Raw genomic sequence first — 24937 nt, forward strand, 5'->3', positions numbered from 1 at the left:
AGCCCGCCTTCCGGGGGGCTTACGGAGTCACCGGTAGTCGTCCTCGTCCAGCTCCACCACCCGGGCCTGCTCGGCGCGGTCGGCCTCGTTCGCCGAGTCCGGGTCGATGTGGGTCAGCGTCTCGTCGCGGTGCGGCGCGAGGTCGGTGTGCTGCTCGGCGGCGTCGGCTTCCGGGGCCTCGACGTCCATGGTGATCGTGTCGGCCTCCTCGACGTCTTCGAACGTGTCGGGGTCGGTCGGGTCGACAGGCATACGGGATCCCTTCCCAGCATCCGGATGAGCGCCCTCGTACTCCTCGGTATGAAGCCTAGGAGACACCGTCCCGCACCGCCAGGCGATCTGTGAGCGCCGCCACAAGGGTTCGGGCGTGATCGTCTCGTAACATTGCCCGCATGTCTTCGACCGAGTCGCCGGATTCCCACGCCGTGCCCGTGGTGCCGCCCGCGCGGGCCTCGCGGGTGGGCGACGGCGAGGAGCTGCGCACCGTGGCCCTGCCCGGGCTCACGCTCACCGTGCGCTCCCGGCCGCCGGCCCGCGCCGGGCTGCCGCCCGCGCTCTGCGTCCACGGCCTCGGCGGCTCCTCGCAGAACTGGTCGGAGCTGATGGAGCGGGTCGCGGACACGGCCGACTGCGAGGCGCTGGATCTGCCCGGCTTCGGTGACGCACCGCCGCCGGAGGACGGCGACTACTCCATCACCGGCTCTGCGCGCGCGGTCATCCGCTACCTCGACGCCTCCGGGCGCGGCCCCGTCCACCTGGTGGGCAACTCCATGGGCGGCGCCGTCGTCACCCGCGTGGCGGCCGTCCGGCCGGATCTGGTCCGCACCCTCACCCTGATCTCGCCCGCGCTGCCCGAGCTGCGCCCGCAGCGCACCGCGATGCCCACCGGGCTGCTCGCCGTGCCGGGGGTCGTCTCGCTCTTCGCCCGGATGACGAAGGAATGGACGCCCGAGCGGCGCACCCGGGAGGTGCTCGCCCTCTGCTACGGCGACCCCGCACGGGTGACACCGGAGGGATTCGCCCTGGCCGTCGCCGAGTACGAGCGGAGACTGGAGCTTCCCTACTTCTGGGAGGTGATGGCCCGCTCGGCGCGCGGCATCGTCGACGCCTACACCCTCGGGGGACAGCACTCGCTGTGGCGGCAGGCGGAGAAGGTGCTCGCCCCTACGCTGCTCGTGTACGGAATGCGCGACCAGCTCGTCTCCGTCCGCATGGCCCGCCGCGCGAGCAGGGCCTTCCGCGAGTCGCGGCTGCTGACGCTGCTCGAGGCGGGTCATGTCGCCATGATGGAGGACCCGGACGCGGTGGCCCGCGCCTTCCGGGAACTGCTCGCGGACCCCGCCACGACATCTGAACGGAGCGCCCCGCCCCGTGGGTAAACACAGCGCACGTGCCGACCGGGCCGGCTCCGCCGTGCCCGGCACGGGCCGCCGCCGCGGCCATACCGCGCGCGACCACGAGGCCGTCCCGCCGGTGCCCGGCCCCGGCACGGGGCGCAGGCGCGGCTCCGCCTCCGGCGAGGAGGCCGTGGACCTGGCCGCCGACTTCGACGCGCGCTTCACCGCGGCGGGACCGGAGCCGGGCGAGGCCGCCGACCCCGGCTTCACCGGCCCGGGCCAGGTCGACCCCGGCGCCTGCGGTGCCCATGGCGCCCACCTGCGCGAGCCCGTGGTCGGCTGGGGTGTCATCGGCGCCCAGCGTGCCCAGACGGCCGGCACCCCCGCGGCTCCGGCCGGGCGGACGCGCTCGACCACCGGCTTCACCCCCGGCGACCTCTCCGTCCCCGCCACCCCGCCGCCGCGCCTGCCCGCGCAGCGGACGGCACCCCGCCGTGCCGCCGGCTCCCGCGGCAAGGGCGGCCGCGCCGTGATCCGCACGGTCACCGGAGTGGCCGCCGCCGTGGTGACCGCCGTGCTCGCCGTCACCGTCGCGAGCCAGGTGCACCAGGGCACCGACGACAAGGCGGAGGCCCGCTCCGCGGACGTCGGGCGGACGGGCCAGGACGCCGCTTCCCGGTCCGACAGCCGCCCCACGCCCAACGGCGGCGCCGTGGCCCCGGCGAGCTATGAGCAGCAGATGGCGAAGAAGTACCCCCTGGACGCCTCGGCCGCGGCGTCCGGTGAGTTCATGCCCGTACCGGGCCATGAGCAGGCCCCCGGTAAGGGTGATCTTCTGCGTTACCGCGTTGACGTGGAGAAGGGGCTGCCGCTCGACGGCGAGCTGTTCGCCACGGCCGTGCACCGCACCCTCAACGACGAGCGCAGCTGGGGCCGGGACGGCAAGCGCACGTTCGAGCGCGTCTCCTCCGGCGACGCGGACTTCGTGATCACCCTCGCCAGCCCGCGCACCACCGCCGCCTGGTGCGCCAAGTCCGGCCTGGACACCACCGAGGACAACGTCTCCTGCGACTCGGCGGCCACCGACCGCGTGATGATCAACGCCTATCGCTGGGCGCAGGGTTCGCAGACCTACGGCGACGAGATGCACGCCTACCGGCAGATGCTGATCAACCACGAGGTGGGCCACCGGCTGGGCCACGACCACGAGTCGTGCTCCGCGGAGGGCGCCCTGGCGCCGGTGATGATGCAGCAGACGAAGTTCCTCACCACGGACGGCAGGACCTGCCGCCCCAACCCCTGGCCGTTCCCGGACGCGCATCCCACATCCTGAGGCGTGGCGTCTTCGTATGTGAGACGCCTTTGCCGCCGGGCGAAAATTCGTTCAGGCTGCTGCGCATGTCGCACCACCACGCCCCCGCGAGCGCCGGCTTCGAGCTGGCGCTGATCGGCGTGGCCGCGCACGCGGTTGCCGACGTCCTCTGTCGCTGATCACCGCCCTTTCCCCGCGCCGCACTCCGCGCCGTCACAGCGCCGCGTCCGCCGGGGGCGGTGCGCGCATGCGTGCGCTCTCTCTTCCCGACCGCCTTCCGTGGATGCCTGCTGCTCTCCCCTCCCCGCATCCCGCGAAAGGCATCACCCGCCATGCGTCAACTGTCCGTCATATCCCGCAGCGTGGCCGCGGCCGCCGTCAGTGCGGCCCTGATCGGCGGCGCGGTCGCCTGCGGCCCGAAGGAGGGCGGCGGCAACGGTGGCGGCGCGGGCGCCGCCCCGAAGAAGGGCGGCACGCTCACCGTCCTCAACAGGGCGCCGCAGAAGCAGTTCGACCCCGCCCGCCTCTACACCTCCGGCGGCGGCAACCTCCCCTCGCTCGTCTACCGCACGCTCACCACCCGGCACCGCGAGAACGGCGCCGAGGGCACCAAGGTCGTACCCGACCTCGCCACCGACACCGGCACGCCGAGCGACGACGCGAAGACGTGGACGTACAAGCTCAAGGACGGGCTCACGTACGAGGACGGCTCGCCCATCACCGCCGCCGACATCAAGTACGGCGTCGAGCGCTCCTTCGCCCCCGAACTCTCCGGCGGTGCGCCCTACTTGCGCGACTGGCTGATCGGCGGCGACACCTACCAGGGCCCGTACAAGGAGAAGAAGGGCCTCGACTCCATCGAGACGCCCGACGAGAAGACCATCGTCTTCAAGCTGAAGAAGTCCGAGGGCGACTTCCCCTACTTCGCCACCTCGACCCAGTTCGCCCCCGTGCCCAAGAACAAGGACACCGGCGTCAAGTACGCCGAGCACCCGGTCTCCTCGGGCCCGTACAAGCTGGTGAAGAACACCGGCGACGGCGAGCAGATGGTCTTCGAGCGCAACCCCCATTGGTCGGAGGAGACCGACAAGGAGCGGCACGCCTACCCCGACCGCATCGAGGTGAAGTCCGGCCTCTCCCCGGCCGTCATCAACCAGCGGCTTTCGGCCGGACAGGGCGCCGACGCGGCCGCCGTGACCACCGACACCAACCTCGGCCCCGCCGAACTCGCCCAGATCGGCTCCGACAAGAAGCTCGCCGACCGCGTCGGCACCGGCCACTTCGGCTACACCAATTACCTGGCCTTCAACCCCAAGGCCAAGCCCTTCGACGACCCCAGGGTGCGCCAGGCGATCGCCTACGCCGTCAACCGCACCAGCGTCGTCAACGCCGCGGGCGGCTCCTCGCTCGCCGAGCCCGCGACCACCTTCCTGCCCAACCAGAAGTCCTTCGGCTACACGCCCTACGACCCGTTCCCGGCGGGCGCGACCGGCAACCCGGACAAGGCCAGGGAGCTGCTGAAGGAGGCCGGTTACGGCGACGGCCTGGAGATCACGCTCACCCATTCCACCGCCCAGAACTTCGAGACCAGCCCCGAGATCGCCACGGCTGTGCAGGCCGCGCTCAAGGAGGCCGGGATCAAGGTCAAGCTCCAGGGCCTGGAGGACAACGACTACGACGAGAAGACCCACAGCGTCGACAAGCAGCCCGATCTCTTCCTCGCCCACTGGGGCGCCGACTGGCCCTCCGGCGGCCCCTTCCTCGCGCCGATCTTCGACGGCCGGCAGATCGTCAAGGACGGCGCCAACTTCAACGCCTCCCGGCTCGACGACTCCGCCGTCAACGACGAGATCGACGCCATCAACAAGATCACTGACCATGACGCGGCCGCCGGGCGCTGGGGCGCCCTCGACCGGCGCATCGGCGAGCAGGCCCTGACCGTGCCGCTCTTCCACCCGGTCTACAAGCGCCTCTACGGCAAGGACGTCAAGAACGTCGTCATCAGCGACTGGACCGGTGTCCTCGACGTCTCGCAGGTCGCGGTCAAGTGACGGACCTCCTCACCACCCAGGCACCGGCTGGATCAGCGGCTCCGCCGCGTGGGGCGGCGGGGCAGAACTCCGCCGCCGGCGCCCGGCAGTTCCGGCAGCGGCTGCGGTCGCGCAAGTCCGCGCTCGCGGCCGCCGCCGTGCTGGGCCTGCTCGTCCTCCTCGCCCTCGGCGCGCCCCTGCTGGCCGCGCTGGAGGGCCAGGACCCCAACGCCTACCACGACACGCTCGTCGACTCCGCGCGGGGCGGAGTGCCGCTCGGCTCCTTCGGCGGCATCAGCGCCGACCACTGGCTCGGCGTCGAACCCGGCACCGGGCGCGACCTGTTCACCCGGATCCTCTACGGCGCCCGCGTCTCGCTGTTCGTGGCCGTCGGCGCCACCCTCGTCCAGATCCTCATCGGTGTCGCCGTGGGTCTCGCGGGCGCGCTCGGCAACCGCTTCGTCGAGAGCCTGCTCGGCCACGCCACCGACGTCATGGTCGCCATGCCCGTCCTCGTCCTGGCCATCGCCCTGATGGCCGTCGTCCCCGCGGACTTCCCGCGCCCGGTGCTGCTCGTCATCGCCATCGGACTGCTCCAGTGGGGCGGCATGGCACGGCTCGTCCGCGCCCAGACCCTCGGCCTGAAAAAGCTCGACTTCGTCTCGGCCGCCCGGCTGACCGGCGGCTCCACCTGGCGCACCGCCCGGCGCGAGCTGCTGCCCTCGCTCGCCGCGCCCGTGATCACCTACGCGGCCGTGCTGCTCCCGGCCAACATCGTGCTCGAGGCGAGCATGTCCTTCCTCGGAGTCGGCGTGAAGCCCCCCACCCCCTCCTGGGGCCAGATGCTCTCGACGGCCACCACGTGGTTCCGCGCGGACCCCCTGTACGTGGCGCTCCCGGCGCTCATGCTGTTCGTCACCACGCTCGCCTTCACCGTGCTCGGCGACGGGGTGCGCATCGCGCTCGACCCGCGCGAGGCCTCGCGGCTCAGGGTCGGCCGGAGCCGGCGCACGCCGCGCACGAGCGGCGCGGAGGGCGCGGCATGACCGGATACTTCCTGCGGCGCGCCCTCGGTGCGGTCGCCGTCGTCCTCGTCCTCTCCGTCGTCGTCTACGCGACCTTCTACGTCGCGCCCGGCGACCCCGCCCGGCTGGCCTGCGGCCCCCGCTGCAACCCCGAGCAGATCCGCCAGGTCCGCGAGCAGCTCTCGCTCGGCGACCCGGTGTACGTGCAGTACTGGCACTTCCTCCAGGGCGTCTTCGCCGGGCACGACTACTCCACCGGCACCGGCGTGCTGCACTGCGACGCGCCCTGCTTCGGCCTGTCGTACCAGAACGATCAGCAGGTCACCGACCTGATCGTGCAGCGGCTGCCCGCCACCGCCTCGCTGGCGGTCGGCGCCATGGCCGTGTGGCTGCTGCTGGGCACCGGCACCGGACTGCTCTCCGCGCTGCGGCGCGGCGGCATCACCGAGCGCGTGCTGACCTGGCTCACGCTCGTCGGCACCGCCACCCCGGTGTTCATCAGCGGCCTGGGCCTGCTGATGCTGTTCTGCGCCTACCTGCAGTGGCTGCCCTTCCCCTCCTACGTCCCGCTGACCGACGACCCCGAGCAGTGGGCCTGGAACATGCTGCTCCCGTGGCTCGCCCTGGGCCTGCTCGAGTCGGCCAAGTACGCCCGGCTGACGCGCAGTTCCCTGCTGGAGACGCTGGCCGAGGACCACATCCGCACCTTCCGCGCCTACGGGGTCGCCGAGCGCTCGCTCGTCGCCCGCCACGCGCTGCGCGGTGCGGTCGCGCCGGTCGTCGCGCTCACAGCGGCCGACTTCGGGTCGATGTTCGGCAACGCCGTCCTCACCGAGATGATGTTCGGCCTGCCCGGCATCGGACAGCTGCTGGTGAACGCCACCCGGACCGTCGACCTGCCCGTCGTGGTCGCCGTGGTGATGGTCACCGGCACCGCCGTCGTGCTCGCCAACATCGTGGCCGACCTGCTGTACGCCGTCGCCGACCGGAGGGTGACCCTGCGATGACGACCGAACCCCTGGTCGCGGTGGACGACCTGTCCGTCGCCTTCCCCGCCGGCCCGGACGCCGGATCCGGCCTCGTACGCGCCGTGTCGGGCCTCTCCTTCGAGCTGGCCCCCGGCCGGGCGCTCGGCATCGTCGGCGAGTCCGGCTCCGGCAAGTCCACCGCGGCGTACGCGCTCCTCGGGCTGCACCGCGGCACGGGCGCCCGCGTCACCGGCTCGGTGCGCGTCGCGGGCCACGACGTGCAGGCCGCGGACGAGGCCGCACTGCGGCGCCTGCGCGGCGGGGTGGCGGCCATGGTCTTCCAGGACCCGCTCTCCTCGCTCGACCCCTACCAGGCCGTCGGCGACCAGATCGCCGAGGTCCACCGGGTGCACCGGCCGGACGCCTCCCGGCGCGCGGCCCGGGCCCGCGCGGTGGAGGTGCTCGACCGTGTCGGCATCCCGGACGCCGCCCGGCGCGCCCGCTCCCGCCCGCACGAGTTCAGCGGCGGCATGCGTCAGCGCGCCCTCATCGCCATGGCGCTGGCCTGTGAACCCCGGCTGCTGGTCGCCGACGAGCCCACCACGGCCCTCGACGTCACCGTCCAGGCCCAGATCCTCGGCCTGCTGCGCGAGCTGCGCGCGGAGACGGGCATGGGCCTGATCCTGGTCACCCACGACCTGGGCGTGGCGGCCGAGAGCGTCGACGAGATGCTGGTGATGAAGAACGGGCGGGCGGTCGAGCGCGGCCCCGTGCGCACCGTGCTCGACGGGCCGCGCGAGCCGTACACCCGAGAGCTGTTGGCGGCTGTTCCGCGGATAAACGTCCGCCGTTCGGTGACACGGAAGCCCGGGACCGACGACTCCGTCCTGCTCGAAGCCACCGGCCTCCAGCGGAAGTTCGGCAGCGGCAAGCGGGCCGTCGCCGCCGTCGACGAGGTCTCGCTGACCGTGCGCGCCGGCGAGACCGTCGGCCTGGTCGGCGAGTCCGGCAGCGGCAAGACCACACTCGGGCGGATGCTGGTGCGGCTGCTGCAGCCCACCGGGGGCGAGCTGCGCTACCGCGGCCGTGACATCGGCGGTCTGAAGGAGCGTGAGCTGCGCGCCTTCCGCAGTGAGCTGCAGATGGTCTTCCAGGACCCCGTCTCCTCGCTCAACCCGCGCCGCAGCATCGGCGAGTCCATCGCCGACCCGCTGCGGGCCGCCGGAAAGCTGGGGGACGCTCAGATCACGGCCCGGGTACGGGAACTGCTCGAGCGCGTCGGCCTCGACCCCGGCGCCTACCACCGCTACCCGCACGAGTTCAGCGGCGGCCAGCGGCAGCGCGTGGGCATCGCCCGGGCCCTGGCCCCCGAGCCCAGGCTGATCGTCTGCGACGAGCCGGTCTCGGCCCTCGACGTCACCACGCAGGCGCAGGTCGTGCGGCTGCTGGGCGAGTTGCAGCGGGACCTGGGGCTGGCGCTCGTCTTCATTGCCCACGACCTGGCCGTCGTACGGCAGGTCAGCGACCGGCTGGTGGTGATGCGCGGCGGCCGGATCGTCGAGGAGGGCCCGGCCGACGCGGTCTACGAGCGTCCCGAGCACCCTTACACCCGCGGGCTCCTGGCAGCCGTGCCCGGCCTGGAGGGTGGCCTCGAAACCGCGGAATTCCCGGAGGAAGCCGCAGCGCGGGGCGATACGGCCGCATAGCGCGAGACAACGTCCCATCTGTTGGAAAGTCACTTCTGTTCACCCCTTCCGGTGGCGCGACGGACAACCGTCCGCCGCGCCACCGGGAAGCGCGCATAGCGTGCTCCCCGCTGCCGTAACGGCGGTTGCCGACAAGGGAGAACGGGGGTGCGTTCGTGCGTGTGGGACTGCTTTCCGAGGGCGGGTACCCGTATGCCGCCGGCGAGGGCGGCGAGTGGTGCGACCGGCTGGTGCGCGGACTCGGGCAGCACGACTTCGAGCTGTACGCACTGAGCCGCAGCGCCCGCCAGGAGGACAGCGGTTGGCACGCGCTGCCGGGCAATGTACGGCGCGTCAGAGCGGCCCCGCTGTGGGGCGGTCCCGCACCGGGCGGCGGCGGGCGCGCGTACGGCGCGTACGGGCGCGACCAGCGGCGCCGGTTCAGCGCCCACTTCGGGGACCTGGCGGCGGCCGTCACCCTGCCGGGAGAGCAGGCGTACCGTTTCGCCGACGGCCTGAACGGCCTCGCCGACCTCGCCCGCGACGAGGGCGGCCTGGCCGGGGCGCTCCGCTCCGAACTGGCCCTGCGCGCCCTGGAGACCGCCTGCCGGGCACCGGGGGCGCTCCCCGCCGCCTGCCACGCCCGCGTCCCCGACCTACTCGTCGTCTCCGGCCTCCTGGAGCGGGCCCTGCGGCCGCTCTCCCTCGACTGGTACGGCACCGCCGACGGCGACCGGGGCCTGGCCGCCGTAGACCTCTGCCACGCCACCTCGGCCGGGCCCGCCGCCCTGCCGGGCCTGCTGGCCAAACGCTTCTTCGGTACCCCCCTCCTCGTCACCGAGTACGGGATCCGGCTGCGCGAGCACTACCTGGAGGCGGGTGCCGCGGGCGACGGTGCGGACGGCCTCTCCCAGCCCGTACGGACCCTGCTCTCCGCCTTCCACCGGCTGCTGGCGGACCGGATCTACCACGAGGCGGCCCTGATCACCGCGGGCGACGGGCAGGGCCGCCGCTGGCAGGAGCGCTGCGGCGCCGACCGGGCCCGGCTGCGCACCATCCCCCCGGGCATGGACGCGAGCCTCTACGAGGCGGTGGGGGAGGGGGACGCGGGCGCCGAGCCGCCCGCCGACCCGGACGGCGCGACGCTGGTGTGGGCGGGCGGCCCGCCGGAGCCCCACCTCTGGGAGGCGCTGGCCGCGCTCCGGGCGGCCGAGCCGGGCGTCCGGCTGCGGGTCCTCGGGGTGCCGCCCGATCCCGGGGGGACGCCCGAGCCGCCCCCGGAGGGCGTGGCCTTCGGGCCCGTGACCGGCCCCGAGGACTATGCGTCCGGCAGCGTGGTCGTCCTCTCCGGCGCCGCCGACGGCTTCCCCGCCGTCCTCGCCGAGGCCATGTTCTGCGGCCGGGCCACGGTCTCGCCCGACGTGGGCGCCGTGCGCGAAGTCATCGGCGGCACCGGCCTGGTCGTCCCTCCGCGCGACCCGGCCGCCCTCGCCGAGGCCTGCCTCGCCCTGCTGCGCGACCCCGAGCGCCGCGCCCGGCTGGGCGCCGCGGCCCGGGCCCGCGCCCTGGAGCTGTTCACCGTCGAGCACAACGTCGCCGCCTTCGGCGCGGTCTACCTCGAAGTCCTCTCCCGCACCCCCGTCCAGCAGCCAGCCGCCGACCCGTCCGTCCCCTTCTCCCACGCCGCCGGCTCCCAGCCGCCCCTCACCGTCTCCCCGCGCGCCGCCTCCCCGACCTGGGCAGGGCGCCCATGACCACATCGCTGCGGCCCGACAGCGACCGCACCGCCCCGGCGGGCATAGCCGAGGCCCCCGCCGGGCAGGCCCCGGCGGACGATCCCGCAGCCGGCCCCGACGGCTTCGCGGACGAGTCCTTCGCGGACGAGTCCTTCGCGGACGAGTCCTTCGCGGACGAGTCCTGCACGGATGGGGATTTCACGGACGGCACCCCGGTCCGCACGCCGACCGCGGACCGGGTCCCGGCCGACCCCGTGAAGGCGCTGATCGGCCGCCACCACGCGCTGTGCGCCCGGGCCGTCGACCCGCTGGAGATCGCCGCGGGCCTGGAGGCATGCGGCATCGGCGACCGGGTGGCCGCCGAGTACCGGCACCGCGACGTCTTCACCCTGGCCGAGGAGCTGTACGCGCGCGTCCGGCGGGAACCGGACCCGGAGCCGGGCGACGGGACCGCCGGTCCCGGGCCGGAGCCGCCCGGCCCTCCCGCCGGCTGCGCGGCGCTGCACCCCGGCTGGGGCGCGGCCGGGGCGCTGGCCTGGGCCTGGCTCCTCGCCTACGCCCTGGCCGGCGACTGGGCGCTCGCCCTGCTGCTGCACGGCCGCCACGGCCCGGACCTGCACGTCCTCCTGGCCGTCGCCGCACCCCCCGCGCTCGCCCTGGCCTGCGCGCTCGCCCCGGCGGCCTGGTGCGCGCACTGGTTCACGGCGCGGGCCCGGCGGGCGCTCGCGGCGAGCCGCGGACTGGCCGAGTTCGGCGGGCGGGTGCGGCCCGGGCTGCCGGTCGCGGCCGGGGTGTTCCTCGCCGCGCTGCTCGGGTTCCTGTGGACCGCGCGGACGGCCCTGCCGCCCGGCGCCCCGCTCGGCACCCCGCCGGTCCTCGCCTACGCGGCCGTGGCCGCCCTCGGCCTGCTGCTGTTCCTCGCCCGGTTGCTGGCCGCGCACGGCCTGGTGAGGGCGGCTGTGCCGGCCCTCCTCGCCGCGGCCGTGGCGGAGGCCGTGCCGCTCGTCTCGCTGCTCGCCGCGCGGCTGCCCGGCTGCGAGGCGCTGCGCTGGCCCGTCGGCTGGACCGCCGCCGCCCTCGGGCCCGCCGCCGTACCGCTCGTGGCCTGCGTCCTGCCCGCCCTCGCCCTGCTGGCCCACGCACTCCGCGCGCTGTCCGAGGCATCGGTCCACGGCGCCCGGACCACGGGCCCCGCCTGATCACCCGTCCCGCCCGATCCACCCGTCCTGCCAGTCCCGCCGGTTCCAGAGGAGCAAGGAAGAGATGAGCGTTCACCCCATCGGCACCACCGGGCGAGAGCGAGGGCACGACCGATGAGAGTCCTGCTGCTCGGCGCCAACGGTTACCTCGGCCGCTTCGTGGCCGACCGGCTGCTCGCCGACCCCGCCGTCCAGCTGACCGCCCTCGGCCGCGGCGACGACGCGGACGTCCGCTTCGACCTGGCCAGCGGCAGCCCCGGCGCGCTCACCCGGTTCCTCAACGCGGTGCACCCCGGCGTCGTCATCAACTGCGCGGGCGCCACCCGGGGCGGGGCCCGCGACCTGACCCGGCACAACACGGTCGCCGTCGCCACGGTCTGCGAGTCCCTGCGCCGCAGCGGCTGCGGGGCCCGCCTGGTGCAGGTGGGGTGCTCCTCCGAGTACGGGCCCTCGCAGCCCGGCTCCTCCACCGCCGAGGACGCGGCGCCCCGGCCGGGCGGGCCGTACGGCGTCAGCAAGCTCGCCGCCACCGAGCTGGTGCTGGGCTCCGGGCTGGACGCGATCGTGCTGCGGGTCTTCTCGCCCGTCGGGCCGGGCACGCCCGCCGGGTCGCCCCTGGGGCGGCTCGCCGAGGCCATGCGGCGGGCCATGCAGAGCGGCGACAACGAGCTGAAGCTCACCGGCCTGGGGGTGCAGCGCGACTTCGTGGACGTGCGCGACATCGCCCGGGCCGTGCACGCGGCCTCCCTCTCCGCCGCACAGGGCGCCGTCAACATCGGCACCGGGCGCGCCGTGCGGCTGCGTGACGCGGCCACCCTGCTCGCCCGGGTGGCCGGCTTCGGCGGCGCCCTCCACGAGCTGGACGACCCCCACCTGGGCAGCCCGCCCGCCTACCCCTACCCCGACGGCTGCGGCAGCTGGCAGCAGGCCGACGTGCGCACCGCCCGCGACCGGCTCGGCTGGCGGCCCCGGATCGGCCTGGAGGAATCGCTGGCCGACATCTGGATGGAGGCGGCGTGTCGTATCTGATCTCCCCGGGGCACCGCCGCGCCCTGGCCGCCCGGAAGCTGCCCCTCCGGATGGCCGTCCCCGGGTTCGCCCACCCGCTGCTCGCCCCCGTCGAATGGGGCGGGCTCCAGCGTGCCGGGCTGCCGCTGGACTGGGTCGTGATCGGCGGCAGCCGGCTTGGGGAGCCCGGGCGCCGGGGGCGCGTCCCCCACGCGGTGCGGTCGGCGGGCGGACCGGGCTGCCGCCAGGACCCCTACTGGCTGTCCGCCGTCGTCCCGCTCCGCACGTCGGGGGTCCGGGTGCTGGGCCACCTCGACCTGGGCTTCGGCGCGCGCCCCTTCGGCGAACTCCTCTCGGACGCCCAGCGCTACCTCAACTGGTACCGCGTCGACGGCTTCGCCCTGGGCCGCTGCCCGGCCGACGCCCCCGGGCTGCCCGGGACCCGCCGCGTCACCGGGGCGCTGCGCACCCTCCTCGACGGCTGCCACCTGGTGCTCGGGCACGGCACCCACCCCTGCGCCGGATACGCCGCGCTGGCCGACCAGTTGGTGACCTTCGCCGGCCCCTGGGCGGCCTACCGCTGGTCCCAGGCCGCGGAGTGGACCGCGGACCACCCGCCCGAGCGCTTCTGCCACCTCGTGCACGGGGTGCCGCGCTCCCACCTGGACGAGGCGCTGCGCATCGCGCGCTGGCAGGGCGCGGGCACGGTCTACTTCACGGACCGCACCGACCACGACGGGGTCGACCCCTGGGAGTCCGTGCCCGGCTTCTGGGACGAGATCGTCTCGCGCATCGGACCGGGTGTCTCGGAATGAGACGGGGCGTGGCAGTGTTGACGGGGAGAACGACCGTACTGACATACCGACCTACGGAGTCCCCGTGTCGCTGCCACCCCTGGTCGAGCCGGCCGCCGAGCTCACCGTCGACGAGGTTCGCAGGTACTCCCGCCACCTGATCATCCCCGATGTGGGGATGGACGGGCAGAAGCGGCTCAAGAACGCCAAGGTGCTGTGCGTGGGCGCCGGCGGCCTCGGTTCGCCCGCCCTGATGTACCTGGCCGCGGCCGGTGTGGGCACGCTGGGCATCGTGGAGTTCGACGAGGTCGACGAGTCGAACCTCCAGCGCCAGATCATCCACAGCCAGTCGGACATCGGCCGCCCGAAGGCCGAGTCCGCGCGCGACACCGTGCTGGGCATCAACCCCTATGTGAACGTCGTGCTCCACGAAGGCCGCCTCGAGGCCGACAACGTGATGGAGATCTTCTCCCAGTACGACCTGATCGTGGACGGCACGGACAACTTCGCCACCCGCTACCTGGTCAACGACGCCTGCGTGCTGCTGAACAAGCCGTACGTCTGGGGCTCCATCTACCGCTTCGACGGCCAGGCCTCCGTCTTCTGGAGCGAGCACGGCCCCTGCTACCGCTGCCTCTACCCCGAGCCCCCGCCGCCGGGCATGGTCCCCTCCTGCGCGGAGGGAGGCGTGCTGGGCGTGCTGTGCGCGTCGATCGGCTCCATCCAGGTCAACGAGGCCATCAAGCTGCTGGCGGGCATCGGCGAGCCGCTGGTAGGCCGACTGATGATCTACGACGCCCTGGAGATGACCTACCGCCAGGTCAAGGTCCGCAAGGACCCCGACTGCGCGGTCTGCGGCAAGAACCCGACCGTCACCGAGCTGATCGACTACGAGGCCTTCTGCGGCGTCGTGTCGGAGGAGGCCCAGCAGGCGGCCGCCGGTTCGACGATCACTCCCCGGCAGCTCAAGGAGTGGATCGACGCGGGCGAGAACATCGACATCATCGACGTCCGCGAGCCCAACGAGTACGAGATCGTCTCGATCCCCGGCGCCCGGCTGATCCCGAAGAACGAGTTCCTGATGGGCGGCGCGCTCCAGGACCTGCCGCAGGACAAGAAGATCGTCCTGCACTGCAAGACCGGTGTCCGGTCGGCGGAGGTGCTCGCCGTGCTCAAGTCCGCGGGCTTCGCGGACGCGGTGCACGTGGGCGGCGGCGTCATCGGGTGGGTCCACCAGATCGAGCCGCAGAAGCCGGTCTACTGACGTACTCCGTTCCACGGGCCCAGGGTCCGCCCACCGCGTCCGGTGGGCGGACCCTCGCGTCTCACGAGCAGGTCGTGCCGTCCGCCGGAACTTTGCCCTCCAGCAGGTCGCCGTTCACGGCCTTCGTCGCGCAGTCGTTCACGCCGTACGTGCCGTGGCCCTCGCCCCGTACGGTGAGGCGCACGCCGACGCCCGTGCCGAGCTGCTCGGCCATCTTCTGGGCGCCGGCCAGCGGGGTCGCCGGGTCGCCGGTGTTGCCGATCACCAGGATGGGCGGCGCGCCCGGCGCGCTCACCTGCGGTGTCTTCCACTTGCCCGGCACCGGCCAGCCCGTGCACGACAGCAGCGACCACGCGGCGGACTCGCCGAAGACCCCTGACGCCGCGCGGAACTCCGGCAGGAGCCGCTTCACGTCGTCCGTGGTGTAGCGCTGCTCGGCGTCGGCGCAGGAGATGGCCCGGTTGGCCGCCTGGAGGTTGCTGTAGCGGCCGTCCGGGGCGCGGCCGGTCAGGGAGTCGAAGAGCAGCAGCAGGGTGTTGCCGGTGCCCTTGCGGGTCGCCTCCTGGAGCCCGGCGGTCAGGTACTTCCAGGTCTCCTGGGAGTAGAGGGCCGCGGCGATGCCGTTGACCGCCTCGTCCTGGGTGAGCTTGCGGCCGGGCTGGGTGGTGGGCAGCGGGTTGCGGTCCAGGTTCGCGAGGAGCCCGGTGATCTGCTCCTGTGTGGGGCAGGCCGCGGTGGTGCCGCCCCGGCCGTGGGCCGGGCAGTCCTTGAGGTAGTCGTCCAGGGCCAGTTGGAAGCCCTTGGTCTGGCCGAGGTTGCCGGCCACCGGGTCCTGGGTCGGGTCGACGACCGCGTCCAGCACGGCGCGTCCGACGTTCTTGGGGAACAAGTGGGCGTAGACGCCGCCCAGTTCGGTGCCGTAGGAGATGCCGAAGTAGTTCAGCTTCTCGTCGCCGACGGCGGCCCGGATGCGGTCCATGTCGCGGGCGGCGCTCGCCGTGTCCACGTAGGGGAGGACCTTCGACGAGTTCTTGGTGCACGCGTCGATGTACTCCTTGTTGGCGGTCAGCGTGGCGCGTACCTCGGCGTCGTCGTCGGGACTGCCGTCGACCTGGAAGGCGGCGTCCAGCTCCTTGTCGCTCTGGCACTTCACGCCCGCGCTCTCGCCGACCCCGCGCGGGTCGAAGCTCACGAGGTCGTAGCGGGTCCGCAGCGTGGTGTAGGTGTCGGCCAGGCCGGGCAGGGTGGCCACGCCGGAGCCGCCGGGGCCGCCGAAGTTGAACACGAGCGAGCCGATGCGGTGGGCCCGGTCGGTGGCCCGGGCGCGGATCAGCGCCAGCTCGATCCGCTCGCCGTCCGGCTTGGCGTAGTCGAGCGGCACGGGCAGCTTTGCGCACTCCCACCCCTTGCCGGGCGCCTTGCCGCCGCCCTGGGCGGCGGTGGGGGCGGAGCACGCCTTCCAGTCGAGGGCGGCGACCGGGGGCCGGGCCGTGCCGCCGGAGGCGTCCTTCGCGCTGTCGTCGCCGCTTCCGCTTCCGCTGCTGCACGCGGTGGCGGCGAGGGCGATCGCGAGGGCGGTGGCGGCCAGTGCCGTGGCCTTGGGCCGTGTGGGACTCATTCCACCGACTTTACGGACACTTCACCTCTTCGAATCACCCCCCGCGCCCGGCGCACGGTGGCCCTCAGGAGGAGCGCAGGGGCGCACAGCCGATTCTGCGGGCCACGGCCTCCACGAAATCCGGGAAGGCCGCGCGGGGGTCGTCGAGCCGCGTCCCGCTGCGGCCGGGGCCGGTGCGCATCGCGAAGACCGTGGTGCGGCCCGCGCAGTCCGCGGATATCAGGGCGCCGGTCGCCTCGATGCTGCCGACCGCACGCCAGCCGGGCGCGGGCGGCCGGTCGCCGGTGAGACCGGCGAACAGGGCGACGATCCGGGGACGGGCGGTCATGGTGAACCGGGCGGCCCAGGTGCCGTGGCCGTCACCACTTGCGTGCGCGGTCGCCTCCCCGGCATCGCCCGTAGCGCTGCTCGTACCGCTGCTCGTACCACTGTCCGTACGGCTGTCCGTGCTCGTCACCGCGCAGGTCTGGAAGTCGTCCTCGGTGCTGCCGGAACGGGCGGTCAGGCGTGGGGCGGGGGCGGTGAGGGCCGGTATGCCGCAGCCCGCCCCGGCCGGGCTGCCGGCCGGGCTCGCCGGACGTTCTGCCGCGCTCCCGGCCGGGACGGGGCTCGGCGCCGCGGACGAAGCGCAGTGGGTCGCCTTCGCCGCCCGGCCCGCGGCCTGGAGGAGCAGCCGCCGGGTCTCCGCCGCGTCCGCGAAGGTGCCGGTGATGGAGACGACCGAGGGGCGGCCCTGCACATCGCAGGTCTCCGGCAGGACCAGCGTGCCCGACTCGGCCGTGACGAAGCCGGGCAGCCCGCCGGGCAGCGCCGTGTCGGCGCCCGTGAACAGCCCCGCGAGCCAGCTGCGGCGCGCCTCGGCCGGCCCGGGGCCGGTGTCGTAGCGCACCTCCAGCCGCCGGGTGTACGACCCCGCGCCGTGGCCGCCGCGCCAGCTCAGGACGCAGCGGCCCCGGGGGCGCCCCGGGGTGGGGGCGCTCTCCTGGGCGGAGCGGTGCCGGTCGCCCGCGCGGAACGGGCCGCCGTCCTCCGGCCACGTGCCCCAGCAGTAGTCCGTTCTGGCCGGGGGGCCGAACTGGGTCTGCCAGAGCGCCGCCAGGGCGGCCAGCAGTGCCGCGATGGCCAGGGCGCCCGTGAGCATCCGGGCTCTGCGGCCGGTGTTCCCGGCGGTCGTCCGTGACACCCGTCCCCTCCCGACGCTCGCTCGGAACTTCTGTGCGGGCGATCGTAGTGCGGGCCACTGACATTCGAGCCGGTCGAGTTCGTATTACCGGTGTGCTGTGCTATGGGTGCTATGAACACACCTTGTTGGGGCCTGGAACGGTGCCTTCCAGAAGGTACGCGTCCGCGGTGCTCTTGACGCAGGCGTTCCCGCTGTCATACGCCCCATGGCCTTCGCCGCGGTACGTCATCTCGACCCCCACGCCCGGACCCAGCTCCTGGGCCATCTTGCGCGCTCCCTCGTAAGGGGTCGCCGGGTCACCGGTGTTGCCGACCACGAGGATCGGTGCGGCACCCTTCGCGCTCACATCGGGTGTCTGCCATTCGCCCTTTACGGGCCAACCGGTGCACTGCAGAAGGCTCCACGCCATGAACTGCCCGAAGATCGGTGACGCCTTGCGGAACTCCGCGGTGCGCCCCTCGATCTCCTCCGCCGTGTAGCGCTGCGCGAAGTCCGCGCACGTGATGGCGTTGAGGGAGGCCTGGAGGGTGGTGTACTTCCCGTCCGGGCCGCGGCCGTTCATGGTGTCGCCCAGTGTGAGCAGGATCTTGCCGTCGCCGTTCTCGGCGTCCTCCACGCCCTCGGTGAGGTACTCCCAGAAGTCCTTCGAGTAGAGGGACTGGGCGATGCCGCTCGTCGCCAGCGACTGCGTCAGCTCCCGGCCCCCGGTGCCCGGGATCGGCTTCTTTTCCAGCCGGTTGAGCAGATCGCCGATCTGCTGCTCGGTAGGGCAGTTGTCGGAGGTCTTCACGCAGGCGGTCATGTAGTTGCCGAGTGCGAGCTGGAAGCCCGCCGCCTGGGCCAGCGCGCTCTGCACCGGGTCGCTGGCCGGGTCGACGACCCCGTCGAGCAGGGCGTGTCCGACGTTCTTGGGGAACAAGTGGGCGTAGACGCCGCCCAGTTCGGTGCCGTACGAGATGCCGAAGTAGTTCAGCTTGTCGTCGCCCAGCACCTGGCGCATCAGGTCCAGGTCGCGGGCCGCGTTCGTGGTGCCCACGTGGGGGAGGATTTTCCCGGAGTTCTTCTCGCAGGCCGTCGCGTAGGTGCCCACCCGGTCGACCAGGGCCTTCTCCTCCGCCTTGGTCGTCGGGGTCGCGTCCGCCGCGTAGTAGGCGTCCAGCTCCCGGTTGTCGAGGCACTTCACACCGCTGCTGCGGCCCACTCCGCGGGGGTCGAAGCTGACCAGGTCGTAGCGGGTGCGGAGGGTGGCGTAGTCCTCGGCGAAGGCCGGCAGCGTGGAGACACCGGAGCCGCCGGGGCCGCCGAAGTTGAAGATCAGTGAACCGATGCGGTGGGCGCGGTCGGTGGCCTTCGCCCTGATCATGGCGATCCCGATGGTGTCGCCCTCGGGGTGCGCGTAGTCCAGGGGTGCGCGCATCGTCGTGCACTCCCAGTCGGGGCCGGGCGGCTTGGCCGTGTTGCCGTTGCTGTCCTCGCTGCTGTCCGGCGGCGGACAGGACTTCCAGCTGAGCTTCTGCGCGGCCGAAGTCCCCGGGCCCGGGGCCGGGTTGGCGTCGCCGTCGGCGCTGCCGCTGCACCCCGAGGCGGTGGCGACGGCCAGGACGACGGCCGAGAGCAGGGCTCCGGCCCGGACGGATCTGGACACGGCCCCATCCTCCGGGGCGGGCGCGGGCGGCGCGCGTGGTGTGCGGCGTTCGGGTTACGGAACGCCGTGAGGCACGCCCTGGGGCTCGCGCTGGAGCGGTACGAAGGTGACCTCCGTCGCCTTCACGCTCACCCAGACCTCGGTGCCCTCGGCGAGGGCCAGTTCCGTCGCCGCTGCGGGCGTGATCTCGGCGACCGCGTGCGGCGGGCCGTCCGTGCCGTCGACCAGGACGCGGATCCGGCCGCCCTGCGCGGTGAGTTCGCGGACCGTGCCCCGCCAGGCGTTCCGCGGGCTGCTGCCGGTGGGGCGGGTGAGGTGCAGGGCCATGGCTTCCGGGCCCACGACCGCCAGGCCGTGCGCGGTGGTCGTGGCCGCGGCCGTGGTCAGGCGGGCGCCGTTCTCCAGGAGGATCGTTCCCTCCGGCGTCGCCGTGCCGGGCCAGGCGTTCCGGCCCAGCATCCGGGCCACCCAGGGGGAACGGGGGTGACGGGTCAGCTCGGCGGGGGCCGCGTACTGGATCGTCCGGCCGTCCTCCAGGACGAGGACGCGGTCGGCGAGCGACACGGCCTCCACGGGGTCGTGGGTGACGATCAGGCAGACGCCCGGGAACGCGGCGAGGTGGGTGCGCAGGGTGTGGCGCACCTGGGCGCGCGTCGACTGGTCGAGGGCGGCCAGGGGTTCGTCGAGGAGCAGCAGGCGGGGGCGGGCGGCCAGGGCGCGGGCCAGGGCCACGCGCTGGGCCTGGCCGCCGCTGAGCCCGCCGGGCCGGCGGTGGGCGAGGTCGCCCACGCCCAGGTGGTCCAGCCACTGCCGGGCCAGGCGGTGGGCCTCGTGCCGGGGCACACCCTGGGCGCGCAGGCCGTAGGCGGTGTTGGCGAGGGCGCTCAGGTGCGGGAAGAGGGCGCCGTCCTGGGGGACCCAGGCGATGCGGCGCAGGTGGGCGGGGGTGCGGGAGAGGTCGGTGCCGTCGCCGAGGTCGAGGGGAGCGGCGGTGGCGCGCGGGGTCAGGCCGAGGAGGGCGCGGAGGAGGGTGGTCTTGCCGGCGCCGTTGGGGCCGACGACGGCGATGGTGGTGCCGGGCGGGGCGTCGAGGGTGGCGGTGGTGGCGCCGGTGACGGTGGCCCGGAGGGGGTGCGGGGTGCGCACGGGGTGCGTGGTGGGTGCGTGCGGTGGTGCCGGGGGCGTTTCTTTCCCCACCCCGCCCCTTCCCGAAACTGGGGCTCCGCCCCAGACCCCGGACCGCGCTTCGCGCGGTGTCCTCAAACGCCGGACGGGCTGATTTTGTCCCCCGACCCACTGCCCCCGCAGTGCCAGCAGCACCCCCGTTGCGATCGCCAGCAGCAGCAGGGACACCGCCGTTGCGCCCTCCGGGTCGTCCTGCAGCAGCAGGTACACCTGGAGCGGCAGCGTCTGCGTCGTGCCGGGCAGGTTGCCCGCGAACGTGATCGTCGCCCCGAACTCGCCCAGCGCCCGCGCCCAGCACAGTGCCGCGCCCGCCAGCAGGCCCGGCGCCACCATCGGGAGGGTGATCGTGCGGAAGGCGTGCAGGGGCGTCGCCCCCAGGGACTGCGCCGTCTCCTCGTAGCGGGGGTGGAGTGCCGCCAGCGAGCCCTCCAGGCTGATCACCAGGAACGGCATCGCCACGAACGCCGAGGCCAGCACCGCCCCCGGGGTGGAGAACGGCAGGGTGATCCCGAACCACTCGTCCAGGTACGCGCCCAGCACGCCACGGCGCCCGTAGCCCTGGAGGAGCGCCACTCCCGCCACCGTCGGCGGCAGCACCATCGGCAGCATCACCAGGCACCGGACGAGCGTCTTCCCGGGGAAGTCCACCCGGGCCAGCAGCCAGGCGAGCGGGACGCCCAGGAGCAGCGACACCAGCAGCGCCCAGGCCGAGACCGCGAGGCTGAGGCCCAGGGCCTGCCCCACCTCGTGCGAGGTCAGGCGGGAGCCGAGGGTGGCCCACGGCGTGCGGGCGAGGATCCCGGCCAGGGGGACGAGCAGGAACGCCACCGCCAGCGCGGCAGGTGCTCCCAGCGCCAGGGGCGTGCGTTCCGTGCGGCGGGTCACGGCTGCTGGAAGCCCGCCGAGCGGAGCAGCTTCCGGGCCTCGTCCGTGCCGAGCCACTTCACGAAGTCGCGCGCCTCGTCCTTGTGCCCGGAGGCGTTGAGCGTCGCCGCCGGGTAGGAGGCCACGGCGTTCTGCGCGTCGGGGATCGTCACCGTGGCGACCTTGCCCTTGGCGGCGGCCGCGTCGGTGACGTAGACGATGCCCGCGTCCGCCTCGCCGAGCGAGACCTTGCTGAGCACGGCCCGCACGTTCGGCTCCTGCGAGACCGGGTGCACGGTGATGTGCTGCTGGTCCAGGAGCTGCTTGCCGTAGCGGCCCACCGGGACCTCCGGGGCCGCGAGGACGACCTTCAAGCCGGTGTCGGAGAGCCCGGCGAGGCCCTCGATGTGCTTGGGGTTGCCGGGGGCCGTGGCGATCGTCAGGCGGTTCTTGGCGATGACCGAGGGCGTGCCGGTCTGCGCCTTCAGGCCGTCCATGGTCTTGGTATCGGCGGTGACGAGCGCGTCGGCCGGGGTCCCCTGGCGCACCTGGGCGGCCAGCTCCTGGGAGCCGGCGAAGGAGAACTTCACCTTGGTGCCCGGGTGCTCCTTCTCGTACGCGGCGCCGACCTGCTTGAAGACATCGGTCAGGGAGGCCGCGGCCAGCACGGTCAGGGTCGTCGGCTTGTCGTCGTCGCTTCCGCAGGCGGACGCCAGCGGTACGAGCAGTGCGGCGGCGGCCAGCAGGGGGAGGGTCTTGCGCGGGGCGCGGGGCATCGTCTCTCCGTCAGGCGCGGTTGCGGACACGGTCTCGGGCGTGGCGTCGGGCACGGTGGCGGGCGCCGGTCTCAGGCGCGGTCGATGTGCACGTTGGTGGCCTTCACCCGGGCCACGGCCTCCATGCCGACGGCCAGCCCCAGCTCTTCGACGGCTTCGCGGGTGAGGAGGGAGACGAGACGGTGCGGGCCGGCCTGGATCTCCACCTGGGCGGCCACGTCGCCGAGCTTGACGGCCGTGATGATGCCGGGGAAGGCGTTGCGGGCGCTGGTGTACGCCGCTTCCTCGTCGTCGGCGCCGCCCGCCTCGGCGGCGAGCGCCACGGAGAAGGCCGCGAGGTCGGTGCCCTCGATCAGCCGCTTGCCGACTGAGTCGCGGCCGGTGGGCAGCCGCCCGGCGTCCGCCCAGCGGCGGACGGTGTCGGGGCTGACGCTCAGCAGACGGGCTGCCTGCCCGATGGTGTACGACCGCATGCGCGGCACGCTACGGCCATGCGGCTCGCACATGCAAGGTGAGGGTGGGTCCCCGGGCCGCAGATGCCGCTCGTCAGATGGCTCCCTTGCGTGTCAGCTGGTTGAAGCACAGCCAGCCCGGCAGGACCGGCAGCCAGAACGTCAGCAGGCGGAAGAGCAGCACCGCGGGGGCCGCCGTCTCGGCGGGCAGACCGGTCAGGGTGAGGGCACCGATCAGGACGCCCTCCACCGCGCCGACGCCGCCGGGCGTGGGCGCCGCGGAGCCGAGCGCGTTGCCCGCCAGGAAGACCACCGCGACGCTGGCGTAGCTGAGGTGGCCGCCGAAGGCCCGGATCGAGGTGTCGAGGCACATCACGAAGGTGGCGGTGAGCAGCAGCATGCCGCCGATGCCGTTGAGCAGCTTCCGCGGGCGCTGGAGGAGATCCAGCATCCGCGGCACCACGCCCGCGAAGAGGGAGCGCAGCCGGGTGGAGACGAACTTCCGCAGGAACGGGATGGCCGTCACCACCAGCACGAGGACGGCCGCCGTGAGCAGGCCGCCGATCACCGTGCGGGACGGCGGGAGCGGGGACTGGGTCCGCTCGGTCCCGGTGATGTAGCCGAAGGTCAGCAGCAGGATGATGTGGCTCGCCAGCCCGAAGAGCTGCGAGGCGCCCACGCTGGCCACCGCGAGGCCCGGCCGGATGCCCGCGCGCTGGAGGAAGCGGGTGTTCAGGGCCACGCCGCCGACGGCCGCGGGCGCCACCAGCTTCACGAAGGAGCCCGCCACCTGGGCGGTGACGGTGCGCAGGAACGGCATCTTCTCCGGCACGAAGCCGAGGAGGCTCATCGCGGCCGCGAAGTAGCTGAGGGCGGAGAAGGCGGCCGCCACCGCCACCCAGTACCAGTTGGCGTGCGCGATCAGGTCGTCGATCTTGACGTGGGCCAGCTGCGAGAGCAGGAAGTACGCGGCGAACGCGCCCGCGATCGAGCTGATGAGGGTGCGCGGCCGGATGCGCTCCAGGCGGACGGGCTCTATGGGCGCCTGCGGGCGGATCAACAGCACTTGGCGGCGGATCTGGGCCAGCAGGTCCTCCTCGCGGGCCTCCTCGGCCGCTTGGTCGAGGGCCTGCTTCTCGGCCTTCCGTTCGGCCTTGCGCTCGGCCTTGAGGGTCTTGGCGTCGGCCGCGCGCTCCCGGGCCCGGTTCTCCTTCTCCAGGCGCGAGGCCTCCAGCACCGCGTCGCGCTCGCGCTGGGCCCGCTCGCGGGCGAGCTGGCGCAGGACGGCCCGGCTCGCCCGGGTGAGGGCGATCGGCTGGAGCAGGGGCAGGCTGTCGGCGACGGCCTCGGGTCCCAGCACGGCGACGGCCGAGGCCACCGCGCGCTCGGCGCCCACCCGCAGGCCCAGGGTGGTGAGGAGCTGGGCCACGTCCATGCGCAGCACCAGGTCGCCGGCCGCGATCTCGCCGCCGCGCAGATCGGTCAGCACGACATTGCCGGAACGATCCACCAGGATCGCGTCGCCGTCGAGCCTGCCGTGGGCGATCCGCCGGGACTGCAGGGCCTGCACCTGGCTCCAGGCGCCGGCCATCAGCTCGTCGGTGATCTCCTCGTCGGGCGTGGCGTCGAGGGTGCGGCCGCCGATGTGCTCGTACACGAGCATGACGGCGTCGGGGCCCAGCTCGGAGGTGGCGATGAGCTTGGGCGCGTTGGCCCCGGCGGCGATGGCCGCGTAGGCGAGCAGGGCCTCCTGCTCCAGGGCCTGGCGCAGCGACTGGAGGCTGCGGCGCCGGGTGATGTGCCGCAGCGCGAGGCGCTGCCAGACGCGGTAGAAGAAGCCCTGCGCCTGCTGCTCGCGGTCGACGACCGTGACGTCCAGGGGCGGGCCGTCCTCGAGGGTGACCAGGTAGCGGCGGCCGCGCTCGTGGGAGACGGACGGCTCGAGGTCGGCCTCCTCGATGCGCAGTGCGGTCACCGGCGTGAAGCCGACGCGCCGCAGGCCGGCCAGGAGGTGCTGGCCGGTGGGGCGCACGTTCGGGGAGCCGACGGCGTAGAGCGTGCCGTAGGCGACGGTCCAGCCGATCAGCACGGTGGTGACGATCGAGAACGGTGTGGTGTAGCCGTTGACGAGCACCGCGAAGGCGTCCAGCAGCAGGACGGCCCACATGGCCACGCGCCAGCGGGGCCGGCGGGACATGCCGACCGCGGTCATGTAGGCGATCACGGGGGCCAGGTAGCCGTGCACCGGGTCGGTGATGCCGCCGGTGGGGGAGGTCTGGGTGAGCGCGTCGCGGATCGAGGCGGGCGCGGCCTGGGCCACCCACAGGTCGGTGGCCAGGGACACGCCGTGCGCGAGGACGGCGGCCAGCACGCCGTCGGCGATGCGCAGGCCGTCCCGCTTGATGAGCCGCTCGATGGCGAACGCCACGGGCACGATGAAGATCGCGACGTTGGCCGCGAGCCCGGCGAAGTTCGCCAGCAGCTGCGGGGCCCGGCCGGTGCTCTCGCGGATGTCCGTCTCCAGGCCCGTGGTGGTGCCGTGGGCGAACGCCGCGAGCGCGAGCACGAGTGCGATGCCGACGATGCCCATGAACAGGCGCACCAGGTCGGCGGGGCGGTGGACGCGGGCGGGGAGCAGGGGCTCGTCGCCGGAGACCTTGTCGATGTGGACCTCGCCGCCTTCACACAGATAGCCGGGGGCCGGGGCGCTGCCGGACTCCCCGCCGCAGGGCAGCACCCCGGAGGCGCGCCCCTCCTCCGAAGGGTGTGCGCCCTGCTGCTCGTCAGTCTCTTCTTGGTCTCGTATCACCAGTCACCGCCCGGAAGATGGTGGCATGGCCCGGCCGGGCAAGGGGG

General features: G+C 73.8%; 20 protein-coding genes. 12 read left to right on the top strand and 8 right to left on the bottom strand.

The annotated features are described in order from the left end of the window. Nucleotides 1–27: 27 nt before the first annotated feature. The gene (locus AC1Z4A_RS21240; RefSeq protein WP_483681112.1) at nt 28–252 is read right to left on the bottom strand and encodes a hypothetical protein; all 225 of its coding nucleotides are present in this window, start codon (nt 250–252) and stop codon (nt 28–30) included. A 140-nt stretch (nt 253–392) separates the two neighbouring features. Here AC1Z4A_RS21240 and AC1Z4A_RS21245 point away from each other — a divergent pair, with 140 nt between their 5' ends. From AC1Z4A_RS21245 to moeZ, 12 genes are all read left to right on the top strand, one after another. After that, the gene (locus AC1Z4A_RS21245; RefSeq protein WP_483681114.1) at nt 393–1379 is read left to right on the top strand and encodes an alpha/beta fold hydrolase; all 987 of its coding nucleotides are present in this window, start codon (nt 393–395) and stop codon (nt 1377–1379) included. After that, nucleotides 1372–2670: a DUF3152 domain-containing protein gene (locus AC1Z4A_RS21250; protein ID WP_483681116.1), complete on the top strand. Its 1299-nt coding sequence runs from the start codon at nt 1372–1374 to the stop codon at nt 2668–2670. Before AC1Z4A_RS21245 ends, AC1Z4A_RS21250 begins: the two co-directional genes overlap by 8 nt. Before the next feature lie 65 nt (nt 2671–2735). Then, nucleotides 2736–2828, top strand: a complete 93-nt coding sequence (locus AC1Z4A_RS21255) for an Ms4533A family Cys-rich leader peptide (RefSeq protein WP_483681118.1) — start codon at nt 2736–2738, stop codon at nt 2826–2828. A 153-nt stretch (nt 2829–2981) separates the two neighbouring features. Beyond that, nucleotides 2982–4700: an ABC transporter substrate-binding protein gene (locus AC1Z4A_RS21260; protein ID WP_483681120.1), complete on the top strand. Its 1719-nt coding sequence runs from the start codon at nt 2982–2984 to the stop codon at nt 4698–4700. Next, a complete protein-coding gene (locus AC1Z4A_RS21265; protein WP_483681121.1) occupies nt 4697–5725 on the top strand; it encodes an ABC transporter permease in 1029 nt (342 codons plus the stop codon). Before AC1Z4A_RS21260 ends, AC1Z4A_RS21265 begins: the two co-directional genes overlap by 4 nt. Continuing rightward, nucleotides 5722–6711, top strand: coding sequence for an ABC transporter permease (locus AC1Z4A_RS21270; protein WP_483681125.1), 990 nt, complete (start codon nt 5722–5724; stop codon nt 6709–6711). The genes AC1Z4A_RS21265 and AC1Z4A_RS21270 overlap by 4 nt, the downstream gene beginning before the upstream one ends. After that, nucleotides 6708–8378 carry an ABC transporter ATP-binding protein gene (locus AC1Z4A_RS21275; protein WP_483681126.1) on the top strand — a complete coding sequence of 557 codons (1671 nt, stop codon included), beginning with the start codon at nt 6708–6710 and terminating at the stop codon, nt 8376–8378. The genes AC1Z4A_RS21270 and AC1Z4A_RS21275 overlap by 4 nt, the downstream gene beginning before the upstream one ends. 161 nt (nt 8379–8539) lie before the next feature. Then, nucleotides 8540–10111 (top strand): DUF3492 domain-containing protein, encoded by a 1572-nt coding sequence (locus AC1Z4A_RS21280; RefSeq protein ID WP_483681127.1) that lies wholly within the window; start codon nt 8540–8542, stop codon nt 10109–10111. Beyond that, nucleotides 10108–11292 (top strand): hypothetical protein, encoded by a 1185-nt coding sequence (locus AC1Z4A_RS21285; RefSeq protein ID WP_483681128.1) that lies wholly within the window; start codon nt 10108–10110, stop codon nt 11290–11292. Before AC1Z4A_RS21280 ends, AC1Z4A_RS21285 begins: the two co-directional genes overlap by 4 nt. 114 nt (nt 11293–11406) lie before the next feature. Then, nucleotides 11407–12321 carry an NAD-dependent epimerase/dehydratase family protein gene (locus AC1Z4A_RS21290; RefSeq protein ID WP_483681130.1) on the top strand — a complete coding sequence of 305 codons (915 nt, stop codon included), beginning with the start codon at nt 11407–11409 and terminating at the stop codon, nt 12319–12321. Then, the gene (locus tag AC1Z4A_RS21295) at nt 12309–13115 is read left to right on the top strand and encodes a spherulation-specific family 4 protein (protein WP_483681132.1); all 807 of its coding nucleotides are present in this window, start codon (nt 12309–12311) and stop codon (nt 13113–13115) included. Before AC1Z4A_RS21290 ends, AC1Z4A_RS21295 begins: the two co-directional genes overlap by 13 nt. A 64-nt stretch (nt 13116–13179) precedes the next feature. After that, nucleotides 13180–14358, top strand: a complete 1179-nt coding sequence (gene moeZ / locus AC1Z4A_RS21300) for an adenylyltransferase/sulfurtransferase MoeZ (protein ID WP_483681134.1) — start codon at nt 13180–13182, stop codon at nt 14356–14358. Between the two features lie 61 nt (nt 14359–14419). Here moeZ and AC1Z4A_RS21305 read toward each other — a convergent pair whose 3' ends face one another. From AC1Z4A_RS21305 to AC1Z4A_RS21335, 7 genes are all read right to left on the bottom strand, one after another. Beyond that, on the bottom strand, nt 14420–15976 hold the full coding sequence (locus AC1Z4A_RS21305; protein ID WP_483681137.1) for an alpha/beta hydrolase: 1557 nt from the start codon (nt 15974–15976) through the stop codon (nt 14420–14422). Between the two features lie 64 nt (nt 15977–16040). Further along, nucleotides 16041–17159, bottom strand: coding sequence for a hypothetical protein (locus AC1Z4A_RS21310; RefSeq protein ID WP_483681139.1), 1119 nt, complete (start codon nt 17157–17159; stop codon nt 16041–16043). A 109-nt stretch (nt 17160–17268) separates the two neighbouring features. After that, nucleotides 17269–18804, bottom strand: a complete 1536-nt coding sequence (locus AC1Z4A_RS21315) for an alpha/beta hydrolase (RefSeq protein ID WP_483681141.1) — start codon at nt 18802–18804, stop codon at nt 17269–17271. A gap of 54 nt (nt 18805–18858) precedes the next feature. Next, nucleotides 18859–20874: an ABC transporter permease gene (locus tag AC1Z4A_RS21320; RefSeq protein WP_483681143.1), complete on the bottom strand. Its 2016-nt coding sequence runs from the start codon at nt 20872–20874 to the stop codon at nt 18859–18861. Beyond that, a complete protein-coding gene (gene modA / locus AC1Z4A_RS21325; RefSeq protein WP_483681146.1) occupies nt 20871–21629 on the bottom strand; it encodes a molybdate ABC transporter substrate-binding protein in 759 nt (252 codons plus the stop codon). Before modA ends, AC1Z4A_RS21320 begins: the two co-directional genes overlap by 4 nt. A gap of 71 nt (nt 21630–21700) precedes the next feature. Next, a complete protein-coding gene (locus tag AC1Z4A_RS21330) occupies nt 21701–22102 on the bottom strand; it encodes a TOBE domain-containing protein (protein ID WP_483681149.1) in 402 nt (133 codons plus the stop codon). Between the two features lie 73 nt (nt 22103–22175). Next, on the bottom strand, nt 22176–24890 hold the full coding sequence (locus AC1Z4A_RS21335; protein WP_483681152.1) for a flippase-like domain-containing protein: 2715 nt from the start codon (nt 24888–24890) through the stop codon (nt 22176–22178). Nucleotides 24891–24937 lie beyond the last annotated feature (47 nt).

Source organism: Streptomyces sp. 17_S59 (genome assembly GCF_056930295.1).